This window comes from Mycobacterium sp. MFM001, assembly GCF_003402475.1.
Classification (GTDB): domain Bacteria; phylum Actinomycetota; class Actinomycetes; order Mycobacteriales; family Mycobacteriaceae; genus Mycobacterium.
On sequence record NZ_BFAB01000008.1, the window covers coordinates 32,225 to 47,233 of the forward strand.

At 68.8% G+C, this 15,009-nt stretch carries 15 protein-coding genes, 1 tRNA gene and 1 pseudogene; 14 read left to right on the forward strand and 3 right to left on the reverse strand.

Annotated elements, in window-relative coordinates; translation table 11 throughout:
* Positions 1-10 precede the first annotated feature (10 nt).
* From ftsW to MFM001_RS15395, 11 genes are all read left to right on the forward strand, one after another.
* Positions 11-1,537 (forward strand): putative lipid II flippase FtsW, encoded by a 1,527-nt coding sequence (gene ftsW, locus MFM001_RS15345; protein WP_371685550.1) that lies wholly within the window; start codon positions 11-13, stop codon positions 1,535-1,537.
* Positions 1,534-2,700 carry an undecaprenyldiphospho-muramoylpentapeptide beta-N-acetylglucosaminyltransferase gene (murG, locus tag MFM001_RS15350; RefSeq protein WP_371685547.1) on the forward strand — a complete coding sequence of 389 codons (1,167 nt, stop codon included), beginning with the start codon at positions 1,534-1,536 and terminating at the stop codon, positions 2,698-2,700. The genes ftsW and murG overlap by 4 nt, the downstream gene beginning before the upstream one ends.
* Positions 2,697-4,154 carry a UDP-N-acetylmuramate--L-alanine ligase gene (gene murC / locus MFM001_RS15355; RefSeq protein WP_116376153.1) on the forward strand — a complete coding sequence of 486 codons (1,458 nt, stop codon included), beginning with the start codon at positions 2,697-2,699 and terminating at the stop codon, positions 4,152-4,154. Before murG ends, murC begins: the two co-directional genes overlap by 4 nt.
* Positions 4,151-5,053, forward strand: coding sequence for a cell division protein FtsQ/DivIB (locus tag MFM001_RS15360; RefSeq protein ID WP_116376154.1), 903 nt, complete (start codon positions 4,151-4,153; stop codon positions 5,051-5,053). The genes murC and MFM001_RS15360 overlap by 4 nt, the downstream gene beginning before the upstream one ends.
* Before the next feature lie 271 nt (positions 5,054-5,324).
* The gene (gene ftsZ, locus MFM001_RS15365; RefSeq protein WP_116376286.1) at positions 5,325-6,461 is read left to right on the forward strand and encodes a cell division protein FtsZ; all 1,137 of its coding nucleotides are present in this window, start codon (positions 5,325-5,327) and stop codon (positions 6,459-6,461) included.
* Positions 6,462-6,473: 12 nt separating this feature from the next.
* A complete protein-coding gene (pgeF, locus tag MFM001_RS15370; protein WP_116376155.1) occupies positions 6,474-7,172 on the forward strand; it encodes a peptidoglycan editing factor PgeF in 699 nt (232 codons plus the stop codon).
* Entirely contained in the window at positions 7,169-7,924 is a 756-nt protein-coding gene (locus MFM001_RS15375; RefSeq protein ID WP_116376156.1) for a YggS family pyridoxal phosphate-dependent enzyme, read from the forward strand. Before pgeF ends, MFM001_RS15375 begins: the two co-directional genes overlap by 4 nt.
* Positions 7,925-7,991: 67 nt before the next feature.
* Positions 7,992-8,627 (forward strand): cell division protein SepF, encoded by a 636-nt coding sequence (locus tag MFM001_RS15380; RefSeq protein ID WP_116376157.1) that lies wholly within the window; start codon positions 7,992-7,994, stop codon positions 8,625-8,627.
* 102 nt (positions 8,628-8,729) lie between these two features.
* Positions 8,730-9,020 (forward strand): YggT family protein, encoded by a 291-nt coding sequence (locus MFM001_RS15385; RefSeq protein ID WP_062540808.1) that lies wholly within the window; start codon positions 8,730-8,732, stop codon positions 9,018-9,020.
* A gap of 217 nt (positions 9,021-9,237) precedes the next feature.
* The gene (locus MFM001_RS15390; RefSeq protein WP_116376158.1) at positions 9,238-10,059 is read left to right on the forward strand and encodes a DivIVA domain-containing protein; all 822 of its coding nucleotides are present in this window, start codon (positions 9,238-9,240) and stop codon (positions 10,057-10,059) included.
* A gap of 82 nt (positions 10,060-10,141) precedes the next feature.
* Complete coding sequence (locus tag MFM001_RS15395) at positions 10,142-10,480, forward strand: hypothetical protein (RefSeq protein ID WP_116376159.1); 339 nt, start codon at positions 10,142-10,144, stop codon at positions 10,478-10,480.
* A 3-nt stretch (positions 10,481-10,483) separates the two neighbouring features.
* Here the strand turns inward: MFM001_RS15395 and MFM001_RS15400 are convergent.
* Positions 10,484-11,158, reverse strand: a pseudogene (locus MFM001_RS15400) (phosphoribosyltransferase); the annotation flags it as partial.
* Positions 11,159-11,305: 147 nt separating this feature from the next.
* Between MFM001_RS15400 and MFM001_RS15405 the strand changes: the two are divergent.
* The gene (locus tag MFM001_RS15405) at positions 11,306-11,617 is read left to right on the forward strand and encodes a hypothetical protein (protein WP_142760700.1); all 312 of its coding nucleotides are present in this window, start codon (positions 11,306-11,308) and stop codon (positions 11,615-11,617) included.
* A 139-nt stretch (positions 11,618-11,756) separates the two neighbouring features.
* Here the strand turns inward: MFM001_RS15405 and MFM001_RS15410 are convergent, their stop codons facing one another.
* Both MFM001_RS15410 and MFM001_RS15420 read right to left on the reverse strand, forming a co-directional pair.
* Positions 11,757-12,491 carry an SDR family NAD(P)-dependent oxidoreductase gene (locus MFM001_RS15410; protein ID WP_116376162.1) on the reverse strand — a complete coding sequence of 245 codons (735 nt, stop codon included), beginning with the start codon at positions 12,489-12,491 and terminating at the stop codon, positions 11,757-11,759.
* A 429-nt stretch (positions 12,492-12,920) separates the two neighbouring features.
* Positions 12,921-13,006, reverse strand: a tRNA-Leu gene (locus tag MFM001_RS15420).
* 67 nt (positions 13,007-13,073) lie between these two features.
* Here MFM001_RS15420 and MFM001_RS15425 point away from each other — a divergent pair.
* Together MFM001_RS15425 and MFM001_RS15430 are read left to right on the forward strand one after the other, a co-directional pair.
* Entirely contained in the window at positions 13,074-14,438 is a 1,365-nt protein-coding gene (locus MFM001_RS15425; protein ID WP_116376163.1) for a M20/M25/M40 family metallo-hydrolase, read from the forward strand.
* Positions 14,439-14,461: 23 nt separating this feature from the next.
* On the forward strand, positions 14,462-14,992 hold the full coding sequence (locus tag MFM001_RS15430; RefSeq protein WP_116376164.1) for a YbhB/YbcL family Raf kinase inhibitor-like protein: 531 nt from the start codon (positions 14,462-14,464) through the stop codon (positions 14,990-14,992).
* Positions 14,993-15,009: the final 17 nt, after the last annotated feature.

The following is a 15,009-nucleotide window of genomic DNA, read 5'->3' on the forward strand; positions in this document are numbered from 1 at the left end:
GACCAGCGCACTGGCCCGGTTGCTGCACCGGGATCCGAAGGGTGGGGAAACCGCCCAGGCGCCGCGGACCCGGTTCGGCAGCTGGCTGGGCCGGCCCATGACGTCGTTTCACCTGATCATCGCGGTGGCGGCGCTGCTGACCACGCTCGGGTTGATCATGGTCCTTTCCGCGTCGGGGGTGCGCTCGTACGACGACGACGGATCGGCCTGGTTGATCTTCGGCCGTCAGGTGATGTGGACGGTGATCGGGCTGGTGGCCTGCTACCTGGCGCTGCGGGTGCCGGTGCGGTTGATGCGGCGCATGGCATTCTCCGGGTACGCGGTGACGATCGTGCTGCTGGTGCTCGTGCTGGTCCCCGGAATCGGCCACTACGCCAACGGTTCTCGCGGGTGGTTCGTGATCGCCGGGTTTTCCATGCAGCCCTCCGAGCTGACCAAGATCGCGTTCGCCATCTGGGGGGCGCACCTGCTGGCCGCCCGGCGGATGGAGCGGGCGTCGCTGCGGGAGATGCTGATCCCGCTGGTGCCGGCGGCCGTCATCGCGCTGGCGCTCATCGTCGCCCAGCCTGACCTCGGGCAGACGGTGTCGCTGGGCATCATCCTGCTGGCGCTGCTGTGGTACGCCGGTCTGCCGCTGCGGGTGTTCTGCAGCTCGCTGCTCGCGGTGATCGTCTCCGCGGCGATCCTGGCGGTGTCCGAGGGCTACCGGTCCGACCGGGTCCGGTCCTGGCTCGATCCGGCCGCCGACTCCCAGGGCTCCGGCTACCAGGCCAAACAGGCGAAGTTCGCGCTGGCCAACGGCGGTATCTTCGGTCACGGCCTGGGCCAGGGCACCGCGAAGTGGAACTACCTACCCAACGCCCACAACGACTTCATCTTCGCGATCATCGGCGAGGAGCTCGGCTTCGTCGGCGCGTTCGGGCTGCTGGCGCTCTTCGGATTGTTCGCCTACACCGGGATGCGCATCGCGCGCCGCTCCGCCGACCCGTTCCTGCGGCTGCTGACCGCCACCACCACGATGTGGGTGCTGGGCCAGGTGTTCATCAACGTCGGCTACGTGATCGGCCTGCTGCCGGTCACCGGCCTGCAGCTGCCGCTCATCTCGGCCGGTGGAACATCAACGGCGACAACGCTTCTGATGATCGGCATGATGGCCAACGCGGCACGGCACGAACCGGAGGCCGTCGCTGCGCTGCGCGCCGGGCGCGACGACCGGATGAACCGGCTGCTGCGGCTGCCGTTGCCCGAGCCGTATTCGCCGACCCGGGTCGAGGCGCTGCGGGACCGCCTGCGTGCCCGCCCGCAAAACCCCACGCCACCCGCCCGGCCGGCCCGGGCACGCGCGGCCGACCGGCCCGCCCGGGTGCGGGGGCGGCATGATGGAGGTGGCGATCGCAAGCGCGGCGCAGCCGGGCGCAGCGCGTCGCCACATCACAACCGTGGCGATCGCCGGCGCGGCGGTTCGCCACCATGGCACGAACAGCGGCACGCGCGCGGCGGGCGCGCTCGCGCACTGGAAGGTCAGCGTTACGGGTGAGGGATTCGGTCACAGAGCCGACCAGCGGGGTGAACAGCAACTCCCGGCCGGGCGGCGCGTCGTTGTCGGTGGTGCTCGCCGGGGGCGGCACGGCCGGACACGTCGAGCCCGCGATGGCCGTCGCTGACGCGCTGGTGGCGCTGGACCCGCAGGTCCGCATCACCGCGCTGGGCACGCCGCGCGGCCTGGAGACCCGGCTGGTCCCCGAACGCGGCTACCACCTCGAGCTGATCACCCCGGTTCCGTTGCCCCGCAAGCCCACTGGAGACCTGCTCCGGCTACCACCGCGGGTGATGCGCGCAGTACGGCAAACCCGCGCGGTGCTCGACGGCGTCGCCGCCGACGTGGTGGTGGGGTTCGGCGGATATGTGGCGCTGCCGGCCTATCTGGCGGCGCGCCGGCGTCGCGTCCCGGTGGTGATCCACGAGGCCAACGCCAGCGCCGGGCTGGCCAACCGGGTCGGGGTCCGCTTCGCGCAGCGCGTGCTTTCCGCGGTGCCCGATTGCGGGCTGCCGCGCGCCGAGGTGGTCGGCGTGCCGGTCCGCTCGGCTATCACGTCGCTGGACCGTGCGGCGTTGCGGTCGCAGGCGCGCGCGCATTTCGGCTTCGCCGACGACGCCCGGGTGCTGCTGGTGTTCGGCGGCTCGCAGGGCGCGGCGTCGATCAACCGGGCCGTCGCCGCGGCCGCCGCCGACTTGGCCGCCGCGGGCGTGGCCGTGCTGCATGCCTACGGCGCAAAGAACACGCTCGACCTGCGCGCCCCGGCGCCGGGCGACCCGCCGTACGTGGCCGTGCCGTATCTGGACCGGATGGACCTGGCCTATGCCGCCGCCGATTTGGCGATCTGCCGCTCGGGGGCGATGACGGTCGCCGAAGTGTCGGCCGTCGGCCTGCCGGCCGTGTACGTGCCGCTGCCGATCGGCAACGGCGAGCAGCGGCTCAACGCCCTGCCGGTGGTCAACGCCGGCGGCGGCCTGCTGGTCGCCGACGCCGAGCTGACGCCGGGTTTCGTGGCCGAGCAGGTGGCCGGGCTGCTCACCGACCCGCCGCGGCTGGCGGCGATGACGGCGGCCGCGGCGCGGGTCGGTCACCGCGACGCGGCCGAGCAGGTCGCGCGCGTCGCGTTGGACGTGGCGTGTGCCGTGCGCCGGGGGCGGCGATGACCGCAGAGCCGCTGCCCCGCGAGCTGCAACGGGTCCACATGGTCGGCATCGGGGGAGCGGGCATGTCGGGGATCGCCCGCATCCTGCTCGACCGCGGCGGCATGGTGTCGGGGTCGGACGCCAAGGAGTCGCGCGGGGTGCGTGCGCTGCGGGCCCGCGGCGCGGTGATCCGGATCGGCCACGACGCGTCGTCGCTGGACCTGCTGCCGGGCGGCGCCACCGCGGTGATCACCACCCATGCCGCGATACCGAAAACCAACCCGGAGCTCGTCGAGGCCCGCCGTCGCGGCATCCCGGTGGTGCTGCGGCCCGCGGTGCTGGCCAAGCTGATGGCCGGGCGCACGACGCTGATGGTGACCGGCACGCACGGCAAGACGACGACGACGTCGATGCTCATCGTCGCGCTGCAGCACTGCGGCAAAGACCCGTCGTTCGCGGTCGGCGGCGAGATGGGGGAGGCCGGCACCAACGCCCACCACGGCAGCGGCAACTACTTTGTCGCCGAGGCCGACGAAAGCGACGGCTCGCTGCTGGAGTACACCCCGAACGTCGCCGTGGTGACCAACATCGAATCCGACCATCTGGACTTCTTCGGCAGCGCCGACGCCTACGCCGCGGTGTTCGACTCGTTCGTGGAGCGGCTCGCCCCGGGCGGGGCGCTGGTGATCTGCACTGACGACCCGGGCGCGGCGGCGCTGGCGGAACGCACTGCGGCACTGGGGATTCGGGTGCTGCGCTACGGCTCGACGGGCGATCAGTTGGCCGGCAGGCTGCTGTCCTGGGAGCAGCAGGGCACCGGTGCGGTTGCGCGGATCGAGCTGGCCGGCGACACCCGCCCGTGGGTGATGCGGCTGTCGGTGCCCGGCCGGCACATGGCGCTCAACGCGCTGGGCGCGTTGCTGGCCGCCATCGAGACCGGCGCCTCGCCCGACTGCGTGCTCGACGGGCTGGCTGGCTTCGAAGGGGTGCGTCGCCGGTTCGAATTGATCGGCACCGCGGCGTCGGTCCAGGTGTTCGACGACTACGCGCACCACCCGACCGAGATCAGCGCGACACTGGCCGCGGTCCGCACCCTGCTCGAGCAGAGCGGTAGTGGCCGGTCGGTCGCGGTGTTCCAGCCGCATTTGTATTCCCGCACAAGGGATTTCGCGGCGCAATTCGGCCGGGCGCTCGATGCGGCCGACGAGGTCTTCGTGCTCGACGTGTACGCCGCGCGCGAACAGCCGCTGGCCGGTGTCAGCGGCGCCAGCGTCGCCGAGCACGTCAGCGTGCCGGTGCACTACCTACCGGACTTCTCCGCGGTCGCCGAGACGGTGGCCGCGGCCGTCGGGCCGGGCGACGTCGTCGTCACCATGGGTGCCGGCGACGTGACCATGCTGGGGCCCGAGATCCTCACCGCGCTGCGGGTGCGAGCCAACCGCAGCGCGCCTGGACGGCCGGGGATGTTGTTATGACCGAGCCGAACGATTCGCCGTCCGAGGTCGTGACCGAACCGATCTTCGCCGCCGGGCCGCCGCCGGAGGGAGCTCCGCCCGGGGAATTCGAGGGTCCCCGCCGGCGGGCCCGTCGGGAACGCGCCGAACGGCGTGCGGCGCAGGCCCGCGCGCGGGCGATCGAGCAGGCTCGCCGCGAAGCCAAACTCCGGGCCCGCGGAGAAAGCGGCGACGCGAAACCCGTTCCGCGCGGCGCGGTTCGGGGGCTGAAGATGGCGCTGGCGACGATCCTGATCTCGGTGATCGCCGTCGCACTGGGGTTGATCCTGTACTTCACGCCGGTGATGTCGGCGCGCAGCATCGTCGTCACCGGGACGGGGGTGGTGACCCGCGAGGAGGTCCTCGACGCGGCCAAGGTGCGGCCGGGTACGCCGCTGTTGCAGATTGACACCGGCGGGGTCGCCGACCGGGTGGCCGCCATTCGCCGGGTGGCCAGTGCGCGAGTGCAGCGCCAGTACCCGTCGGCGCTGCGGATCACCATCGTCGAGCGAATCCCGGTGGTAGTCAAGGACTTTCCGGACGGCCCGCATCTCTACGACCGCGACGGCGTCGACTTCGCGACCGCACCGCCGCCGCCGGCATTGCCGTACCTCGACGTCGACAACCCCGGCCCGAGCGACCCGGCGACCAAGGCTGCGCTCGAGGTGCTGACCGCGCTGCGTCCGGAGGTGGCTGGACAGGTGGGCCGGATCGCGGCGCCGTCGGTGGCCTCGATCACGCTGACCCTGACCGACGGGCGCACGGTGATCTGGGGGACCACCGACCGCACCGAGGAAAAGGCCGAGAAACTGGCGGCGCTGCTGACCCAGCCCGGGCACACCTACGACGTGTCCAGCCCCGACTTGCCGACTGTCAAGTAGGCGCGCTCCCGCGAACGTGCGGCACGCCGCACACTCGACGCCGAGAGTGCAGCTGGCCGCACGCTCGACACAGGGCCGGCGCGCGGTGGCCAAATCTCGAGAAAAATTTGCGTGTCGCGCGTCGGCGCGCCTGCGCGGATAGCGCCCGTCGTGCCCATACCGTTCTGTTTGCGCGGAACTACCTGACATAACTCTAACCCTTTAGTTGAGGTTTAGGTTTGCCAGGCGGCTACGCCACCAGGCCAAGTCCCACAGGGAGGAAGACGGAATGATGACCCCCCCGCATAACTACCTGGCCGTCATCAAAGTCGTGGGTATCGGCGGCGGCGGCGTCAACGCCGTCAACCGGATGATCGAGCAGGGCCTCAAGGGCGTGGAGTTCATCGCCATCAACACCGACGCGCAGGCGCTGTTGATGAGCGATGCCGACGTCAAGCTCGACGTCGGTCGCGAATCCACCCGCGGACTGGGCGCCGGCGCCGACCCCGAGGTCGGCCGTAAGGCCGCCGAGGACGCCAAGGACGAGATCGAGGAGCTGCTGCGCGGCGCGGACATGGTGTTCGTCACCGCCGGCGAAGGCGGCGGCACCGGCACCGGCGGGGCGCCTGTCGTCGCCAGCATCGCCCGCAAGCTGGGCGCGCTGACCGTCGGCGTCGTCACCAGGCCGTTCTCGTTCGAGGGCAAGCGGCGCGGTCTTCAAGCCGAGACCGGCATCACCACGCTGCGGGAAAGCTGCGACACCCTGATCGTGATCCCCAACGACCGGTTGCTGCAGATGGGCGACGCCGCGGTGTCACTGATGGATGCGTTCCGCAGCGCCGACGAGGTGCTGCTCAACGGTGTGCAGGGCATCACCGACCTGATCACCACGCCGGGCCTGATCAACGTCGACTTCGCGGACGTCAAGGGCATCATGAGCGGCGCGGGGACGGCGCTCATGGGGATCGGCTCGTCCCGCGGCGACGGCCGGGCGCTGAAAGCCGCTGAGATCGCGATCAATTCGCCGCTGCTGGAGCAGTCCATGGAGGGTGCGCGCGGTGTGCTGATGTCGATCGCCGGTGGCAGCGACCTGGGCCTGTTCGAAATCAACGAGGCGGCCTCACTGGTGCAGGATGCCGCCCACCAGGACGCCAACATCATCTTCGGCACGGTCATCGACGACTCGCTCGGCGACGAGGTCCGGGTAACCGTGATCGCGGCGGGCTTCGACGCCGCCGGGCCGGGCCGAAAGCCGATTGTCGGCAGCGGCCAGGCCCAGACCATCGCGCCGGGACAGGCCGGCAAGGTGGCCTCGCCGCTGTTCGAACCCGCTGACGCGGTCAGCGTGCCGCTGCCGACCAACGGCTCGACGCTGGACATCGGCGGCGAGGACGACGACGTCGACGTGCCGCCGTTCATGCGGCGCTAGCACACTGGGCAGGTGAGCGTTCGCATCCGGCGGGTGACGACCACCCGGGCGGGCGGCGTCTCGGCGCCGCCCTACGACAGCTTCAATCTTGGCGACCACGTGGGCGACGACCCTGCTGCGGTGGCGGCCAACCGAGCGCGGCTGGCCGCTGCCATCGGGCACCCGCTGATCTGGATGAACCAGGTCCACGGCGATCGGGTCGAGGTGGTCGACGGGCTGCGCGACGCCGCCGTCGACGACACCGATGCCCTGGTGACCGCCGAGCCTGGATTGGCGCTGGCGGTGCTGAGTGCCGACTGCGTGCCGGTGTTGATGGCCGACGCACGCGCCGGGGTCGTGGCCGCGGTGCACGCCGGCCGGGTCGGCGCAGCCGCCGGCGTGGTGGCCCGCACGCTGGAGGCGATGCTGGGCGTCGGCGCCCACGCCGACGACATTTCCGCTCTGCTCGGCCCGGCGGTGAGCGGCCGCAACTACGAAGTGCCCGCCGCGATGGCCGACGAGGTGGAGGCGGCGCTACCGGGAAGTCGCACCACCACCTCGGCGGGGACCCCAGGCCTGGATCTTCGGGCCGGAATCGCTTGCCAGCTCAAGGATTTGGGCGTAACGGCGATCGACATCGACCCGCGTTGCACGGTCGACGACACCAGCCTGTTCAGCCATCGCCGCGGCGCGCCGACCGGCCGGATGGCGTCGGTGGTGTGGATCGAATGACCGCCGTGCTGCACAACCGGGAATCCGAATTGGCCGACGCCTTGAGCGCACTGCGCCGGCGCCTTGCGGCGGCCGCCGAGGCGGCCGGACGCAATGTCGACGAAATTGAACTTCTGCCGATTACCAAATTCTTTCCGGCAACCGATGTGGCGATTTTGTCGCGATTGGGATGCGGGGCGTTCGGCGAATCCCGCGAGCAGGAAGCGTCGGCGAAGGTGCGACAAGTCGGGGAGTTGCTGGGACCCGCGGCGAGTTCGGTGCAGTGGCACATGGTGGGCCAGATCCAGCGCAACAAGGCCCGGTCGCTGGCAGCCTGGGCGCACACCGCCCACTCGGTCAGCAGCACCCGGGTGGTGAGCGCGCTCGACCGCGCGGTGGGCGCGGCGCTGCAGGAAGGCCGTCGCGAGCATCCGCTGCGGATCTACGTGCAGATCAGCCTCGACGGCGACGTGTCCCGCGGCGGCGTCGACGTCGCCCAGCCGGACGCCGTCGACGAGATCTGTGCCCAGGTCGACGCAGCCGATGCCCTGGAATTCGTTGGGTTGATGGCCATCCCGCCGCTGGACTGTGATGCCGACGCCGCGTTCGCGCGGCTGCAATCCGAGCATCACCGGGTCCTGCAGTCGCACCCGAGCGCGGTGGGTTTGTCGGCCGGCATGTCAAACGACCTGGAAACCGCCGTCAAACATGGTTCGACCTGTGTGCGTGTCGGTACCGCGTTAATGGGCCGTCGACCGTTACGGTCACCGTGAACTAGTCACTCCAGTCACATCTTCATCACAGACACCGAATCTTCAGCCGCCAAGAAGGGGTCCCGAGATGAGCACACTCCACAAGGTCAAGGCCTACTTCGGTATGGCGCCGATGGAGGACTACGACGACGAGTACTACGACGACGACCGCGCTCCCACCCAGCACGGCTACTCGCGCCGCCGGTTCGACGACGGGTACGACCGCTACGAGGGGCGCGACTACGACGACCCGCGCGGTGAGCCGACCGACTACCCGCCGGGCAGCTACCGCAGCGGCTACGCCGACGACCACCGCTTCCGGTCCCGCGACTTCGAACGCACCGAACTGGCCCGGCCGCGATTCGGGGCGTTGCGGGGCTCGACCCGCGGCGCGCTGGCGATGGATCCGCGCCGGATGGCCATGTTGTTCGAGGAGGGCAGCCCGCTGTCGAAGATCACCACGCTGCGGCCCAAGGACTACAGCGAGGCCCGGACCATCGGCGAGCGGTTCCGCGACGGCACGCCGGTGATCATGGATCTGGTGTCGATGGACAACGCCGACGCCAAGCGGCTGGTCGATTTCGCCGCCGGGCTGGCCTTCGCGCTGCGGGGCTCGTTCGACAAAGTCGCGACCAAGGTGTTCCTGCTGTCGCCCGCCGACGTCGACGTGACGCCGGAGGAACGTCGCCGGATCGCCGAGACCGGCTTCTACGCCTACCAGTAACCAGGCCCGCCACCCGTGGCCGGGTAGGCTGACAATCACCGCGCCGACCACCGTCGGTGCTGTCGTGAATGTCACATCCTCATCAGTAAGGTCGGGCTCTCGTTGGCGCTCTTCTTCAAAATCCTGGGCTTTGCGCTGTTCGTCTTCTGGCTCCTGCTGATCGCCCGGGTGGTCATCGAGTTCATCCGGTCGTTCAGCCGCGATTGGCGACCGCGTGGCGCCACCGTGGTGATCCTGGAGCTCATCATGTCGCTCACCGATCCGCCGGTGAAGCTGCTGCGCCGGCTGATCCCGCAGCTCACCATCGGCGCCGTGCGCTTCGACCTGTCGATCATGGTGCTGCTGCTCGTGGCGTTCATCGGCATGCAACTGGCCTTCAGTGCCGCCGTCTAACGCGTAAGACCGTTTGCGGCAGCGGCATTTTGGTTTCTAAGGCAGCGATTTCGCCGGCTCTTAAAGTTTGAAATTCGGTCTTAATTATCGGGCGAATCGGCAACCGGCGGGTCTGGTGTGACAGGATGGGCGGCAGTTGCAGTACGGCTACGACACTGTTCATGCCGATCTACACTTTCCAGATCGGTTTGACCGTCCAGACTCGAGGGGGCAAACAATGCCGCTTACACCAGCCGATGTCCACAATGTGGCCTTCAGTAAGCCGCCGATCGGCAAGCGCGGCTACAACGAAGACGAAGTCGACGCCTTCCTCGACCTGGTGGAAAACGAGCTGACCCGCCTCATCGAGGAGAACTCCGATCTGCGCCAGCGGGTCGCCGAGCTGGACCAGGAACTGGCCGCGGCGCGTGCGGGTGGCGGCGCCGCCGCCGCTTCGCCCACGCAGGCGATGCCGCTGTATGAGCCCGAGCCGGAGCCGGAGCCCCGACCCGCTCCGACGCCTGCGCCGGCACAGCCCGCAGCGTCCGCCGCCGTCAGTGAGGACCAGGCCATGAAGGCCGCCCGGGTACTCAGCCTGGCTCAGGACACCGCCGACCGGTTGACCGGCACCGCCAAGGCCGAGGCCGACAAACTGCTGGCCGACGCCCGCACCAACGCCGACCAGATCCTGTCCGAAGCCCGCCGCGAGGCAGAAAGCACGGTGGCCGAAGCCCGGCAGCGTGCCGACGCGATGCTGGCCGACGCGCAGACCCGCTCGGAAACCCAGTTGCGCCAGGCTCAGGAGAAGGCCGACGCGCTGCAGGCCGACGCCGAACGCAAGCACTCCGAGATCATGGGCACCATCAACCAGCAGCGCACCGTGCTGGAGGGCCGGCTCGAGCAACTGCGCACCTTCGAGCGCGAATACCGCACCCGGCTCAAGACCTACCTGGAATCACAGCTCGAGGAGCTCGGCCAGCGCGGCTCGGCGGCACCCGTCGACTCCAGCGCCACCAACGACGCCGCCGGGTTCAACCAGTTCAATCGGGGTAATAACTAACAGATCGAAGGCGCCGGGCCGGACGGGCGGTAGCGTGCTCGGCAGTCTTTAGTGTCTTGCCCCGCCGGCTGGAGGTTGAGCGATGCTGATTATCGCGCTGGTGTTAGCGGTGATAGGCCTTGCCGCATTGGTATTCGCCGTCGTCACCAGCAACGAGTTGGTGGCCTGGGTGTGCATCGCCGCCAGTGTGCTCGGGGTGGTGCTGCTGATCATCGACGCGCTGCAGGAACGTCAGCGCCGCGAAACCGGCGCCCCCGCCGATACATCTGCTGATGCTCCCAAGCCGCTGCCCGACGAGGCGAGCGCCGACTATGACTACGCGGACTATCCCGAAGACGCCTCCGGCGAGGCGGATACCGCTGCAGCCGACGAAGAGACCGGGGTGCCGGCCGAGCACGACCGCGGCGCCGACGACCGCTAGGTGCTAGGTGGGCGTCGCGAGCAGTTCGCGAACCTCGTCGTCGGTGACCTGATGGAAGTCGACGAACACCTGTCCCACAGCTTCGAAATCGGGTGGCATCGTCGCGCACACCACGTCGTCGGCCTCCTGCGCCAGCTGCTGGCACGCTGACGGCGGCCCCACCGGAACGGCGACGACGATGGCCTCGGGTTCCAATGCGCGCAGCGCCCGCACCGCGGCCAGCATGCTGGCACCGGTGGCGATGCCGTCGTCGACAAGGATCACCGTTTTGTCGCGCGGGTCTGCGAGCGGGCGTCCGCCGCGGTAGGCCTGCTCGCGCCGGTTCAGTTCGGTGGTCTCGCGGTCGATCACCGCGCGCACCTGCTCCCGGCTGATGCGCAGGCTGCTCACCACGTTGTCGTTCATCACGACGCCGCCGCCGCTGGCCAACGCGCCCATCGCGAGCTCCGACCACTGCGGCACACCGAGCTTGCGGACCAGGAAGACGTCCAGCGGGGCGTGCAGCACCGACGCAACTTCCCAGGCGACCGGAACGCCACCGCGGGCCAGTCCGAACACCAGCAGCGCGTCGTTGCCGCGGTACGACGTGAGTTCCTCGGCCAGTACCCGGCCGGCTTCCCGGCGGTCACTGAACGTGCGCCGGGATGCTCGCCGCAAAAAGCCGCTCGGTCGATTCATTCGTGTATCCGTCGTTGTCACGCCGGCCCTACCAGCCTACGGCTTCCCCGACTGCAACAGCACGAAACCGCAGCGCGGCGTTTGAAAAGTGGCCCATTGGGGCAATGCGAAGCGGCATGACAGCCAGTGCAATTGGAGGACGAAACGATGCTGTGGCTCGCCGTGCTGCTGGTCATCGTCGGAGCGGCGCTGGCGGCCTTCGGCGTCGTGCTCTTCACCAACGGCATCGGGGTGGCGCCGCACAAGCGGACGGCCGAGGACCCCACCGGAGTCAAGCGCGCCACCTCCCGGCTGTCGTGGCGAGATCTATTCGGGCGCATGCCGAAGAGCATCGGGGTCATCACCGCGGAGAACGCGAGCCGGGGAGACAAACTGGCGGCGTGGGGGTCGCTCAGTGTGCTGCTGGGCCTGGTGGCCTGGTGCCTGGCAGCGCTGGCATTGATCACATGGCTGGTGTGATCGCGGCTACGCCGCTCGCGTTCGTCGCAGCGCAACCCGAACGACAAACGACGACGCCGACGGACAAACCGCCCCCCCCATGTCAGAGTCTCCGGACATACCCGGGGGAGTTCACGGCCTGCTCACGCGTGGTGCGTACTCAGATTGCCGTCGTGCCGCCGTCGACAACCAACTCCATGCCATTGACATAGCTTGAGTCATCCGAGGCGAGGAAAAGTGCGGCCGATGCAATCTCCTCAGGGCGGCCCATCTTTCCCCGCGGGATCAGGGATTCAAACTGCGCCTTCGTCTCCTCGTCGAACAGCTGCTCCTGTATCGGCGTGGCGACCTGGCCCGGGGTCAGCACGTTGACCCGAATCCTCCTGTCCTTCAACTCGTTCAACCACACGCGGGCGTAGGCATGCAATACAGCCTTGCTGGCCGCGTACACACTCCAGTGAGGAAAACCTTTGACCGACGCGATCGACCCGGTCATGAAGATCGAGCCACCGTCGTTGAAAAGCGGCAATGCCTTCTGCACCGTGAACAGCGTGCCACGCGCGTTCAGCCCGAAAGTCGCGTCGAAGTGCTGCTCTGTGATCTCGCCGAGCTTGCCCTCCTCGCCCATCCCCGCACTCGCCCATAGCACGTCGACGGCGCCCTTTTCCCGCCTGACGGCATCGAACAACCGGTCCAGATCGTCCAGGTTGGCCGAATCCGCTTGCACGCCCGTCACATTCCGGCCGATCAGCTCGACGGCTTCATCCAGCGCTTCCTTCCGCCGACCCGAGATGAAGACGTGAGCTCCTTCGTCAACGAACAACTTGGCACCGGCCAGCGCCATCCCGCTTGATCCGCCAGTGATCACCGCTACCTTGCCGTCAAGCTTTCCCATCATCACCCCATCGATCGATTACCTGGTTGGCGAAGTCGAGCACCTGGTCAAGGGTTGGGAACATTGCGAAGGCATCCACGATTCCCTCGTCGGCCCCCGACCGGGCGAGGCGCCCGAGCCTGAGCGCAACCGAGCCAACGGACGTGCCCGGGTTCGGGGTTGATCCGCATGGCCGTCTTCAGCGCGATCGCGGCTGGCGTCTCCCGCCGCATGGCGGGCAATCGACCACAGGTGGTCGGTGCGGGTTGACTCACTCTAATGTCTGGCGGCCACGCGTTGGACTTCGGCTTAGCTGGCGTTCGTAGCGCGTTGCGTGGCGACGGCAGCGGCTCGGTGTTGGACGCCAGGTCTAGCTTGCAGCAACGAGGTGGCCAATTCGATATCAGCAAATGCCGAAAATCAGCTCTGACATTGCTGGCTAACAAATTGTGTCCGAGGGGGGACTTGAACCCCCACGCCCAGTAATAGGGCACTAGCACCTCAAGCTAGCGCGTCTGCCATTCCGCCACTCGGACCGACCTAAGTTGGCAGCCAAGGCTATCGGATAGGGGAGAGGAGACCCAAACCCGGCGACCCGTCTCAATGGTAGGAAAGGTGACTGTGACCGTTGCAACCGGCGTTCAGCCTGACCCGGCCGACGACGTGGTGGAGGTCGTCAGCAGGCTGATCCGGTTCGACACCAGCAACACCGGGGACCTGGACACCACCAAGGGAGAAGCCGAGTGCGCCCGCTGGATCGCCGCCCAGCTGGAAGATGTTGGCTACCAGGTGGAATACCTGGAGTCGGGGGCGCCCGGGCGCGGCAATGTGTTCGCCCGGCTACCCGGCGCGGACAGCTCGCGCGGTGCGCTGCTGATCCACGGCCATCTCGACGTGGTCCCCGCGGAGGCGGCCGACTGGAGCGTGCACCCGTTCTCCGGCGCGGTCGAGGACGGCTATGTCTGGGGCCGTGGCGCCGTCGACATGAAAGACATGGTGGGCATGATGATCGTGGTCGCCCGCCAATTCCGCCGCGCCGGGATCGTGCCGCCCCGCGACCTGGTGTTCGCATTCCTTGCCGACGAGGAGAACGGCGGCAGATACGGCTCGCACTGGCTGGTCGACAATCGCCCCGACCTGTTCGACGGCGTCACTGAGGCGGTCGGCGAGGTCGGCGGGTTCTCGCTGACCGTGCCGCGCCGCGACGGCGGGGAGCGGCGGCTCTACCTGATCGAAGCGGCCGAAAAGGGCCTGCAGTGGATGCGGCTGACCGCTCGCGGCCGCGCCGGGCACGGCTCGATGGTGCACGACCACAACGCCGTCACCGCCCTCGCGCAGGCGGTTGCCCGGCTGGGCCGGCACCGCTTCCCGCTGGTAGCGACCGACACCGTCATGCAGTTTTTGACCGCGGTCGGCGAGGAGACCGGGCACAGCTTCGACGCCGATTCTCCCGACCTGGAGGGCACCATCGAGAAGCTGGGGCCGATTGCCCGCATCGTGAAGGCCACACTGCGCGACACCGCCAACCCCACGATGCTCAAGGCCGGCTACAAAGCCAACGTGGTGCCGGCGATCGCCGAGGCCATGGTGGACTGCCGGGTGCTGCCGGGCCGCCAGGCCGCGTTCGAGGCCGAGATCGACGAGCTGATCGGGCCCGACGTCACCCGCGAGTGGGTCACCAGCCTGCCGTCCTATGAGACCAGTTTCGACGGCGACCTGGTCGACGCGATGAATTCCGCGCTGCTGGCCGTCGACCCGGACGCCCGCACAGTGCCGTATATGCTGTCCGGTGGGACTGATGCAAAAGCATTCGCGCGCTTGGGAATTCGCTGTTTCGGGTTCACCCCGTTGCGGTTGCCGCCGGAATTGGATTTCTCGGCGCTGTTCCACGGCGTCGACGAACGGGTACCCGTCGACGCACTGAGGTTCGGCGCCGACGTGATGTCGCGCTTTTTGACAAACTGCTAGCCGGAAAGACGAGAGGACTGATCATGATCACACCGCCCGACCCGTACGCGACGCTGCCCAAGCTGCCGTCGTTTCAGCTGCAATCGAAGTCGATCACCGACGGGCAGCCGCTGGCGACGGCCCAGATCAGCGGGATCATGGGCGCCGGCGGCGAAGACGCCAGCCCGCACCTGAGCTGGTCGGGCTTCCCGGAGGAAACCCGCAGCTTCGCGGTCACCGTCTATGACCCCGACGCGCCCACCCTGTCCGGCTTCTGGCACTGGGCGGTGGCCAACCTGCCCGCGACGGTCACCGAACTGCCCGAAGGTGTCGGCGACGGCCGCGAGTTGCCGGGCAACGCGCTGACCCTGGTCAACGACGCCGGCATGCGGCGCTACGTCGGGGCCGCGCCGCCGCCGGGGCACGGCCCGCACCGCTACTACGTCACAGTGCATGCGGTGGGCGTCGAAAAGCTCGACCTCAACGAGGACGCCAGCCCGGCGTTCCTGGGATTCAACCTCTTCCAGCACGCGATCGCGCGGGCGGTCATCTACGGCACCTACGAGCAGCGCTGACCCTTGCCGAATGTGGA

Coding starts and splice junctions, on each gene's coding strand:
- murC (WP_116376153.1), top strand. CDS start 2,697: ATGACCGCAGAGCCGCTGCCCCGCGAGCTGCAACGGGTCCACATGGTC.
- MFM001_RS15360 (WP_116376154.1), top strand. CDS start 4,151: ATGACCGAGCCGAACGATTCGCCGTCCGAGGTCGTGACCGAACCGATC.
- ftsZ (WP_116376286.1), top strand. CDS start 5,325: ATGACCCCCCCGCATAACTACCTGGCCGTCATCAAAGTCGTGGGTATC.
- MFM001_RS15375 (WP_116376156.1), top strand. CDS start 7,169: ATGACCGCCGTGCTGCACAACCGGGAATCCGAATTGGCCGACGCCTTG.
- MFM001_RS15380 (WP_116376157.1), top strand. CDS start 7,992: ATGAGCACACTCCACAAGGTCAAGGCCTACTTCGGTATGGCGCCGATG.
- MFM001_RS15390 (WP_116376158.1), top strand. CDS start 9,238: ATGCCGCTTACACCAGCCGATGTCCACAATGTGGCCTTCAGTAAGCCG.
- MFM001_RS15395 (WP_116376159.1), top strand. CDS start 10,142: ATGCTGATTATCGCGCTGGTGTTAGCGGTGATAGGCCTTGCCGCATTG.
- MFM001_RS15405 (WP_142760700.1), top strand. CDS start 11,306: ATGCTGTGGCTCGCCGTGCTGCTGGTCATCGTCGGAGCGGCGCTGGCG.
- MFM001_RS15410 (WP_116376162.1), bottom strand. CDS start 12,491: ATGGGAAAGCTTGACGGCAAGGTAGCGGTGATCACTGGCGGATCAAGC.
- MFM001_RS15425 (WP_116376163.1), top strand. CDS start 13,074: ATGGTAGGAAAGGTGACTGTGACCGTTGCAACCGGCGTTCAGCCTGAC.
- MFM001_RS15430 (WP_116376164.1), top strand. CDS start 14,462: ATGATCACACCGCCCGACCCGTACGCGACGCTGCCCAAGCTGCCGTCG.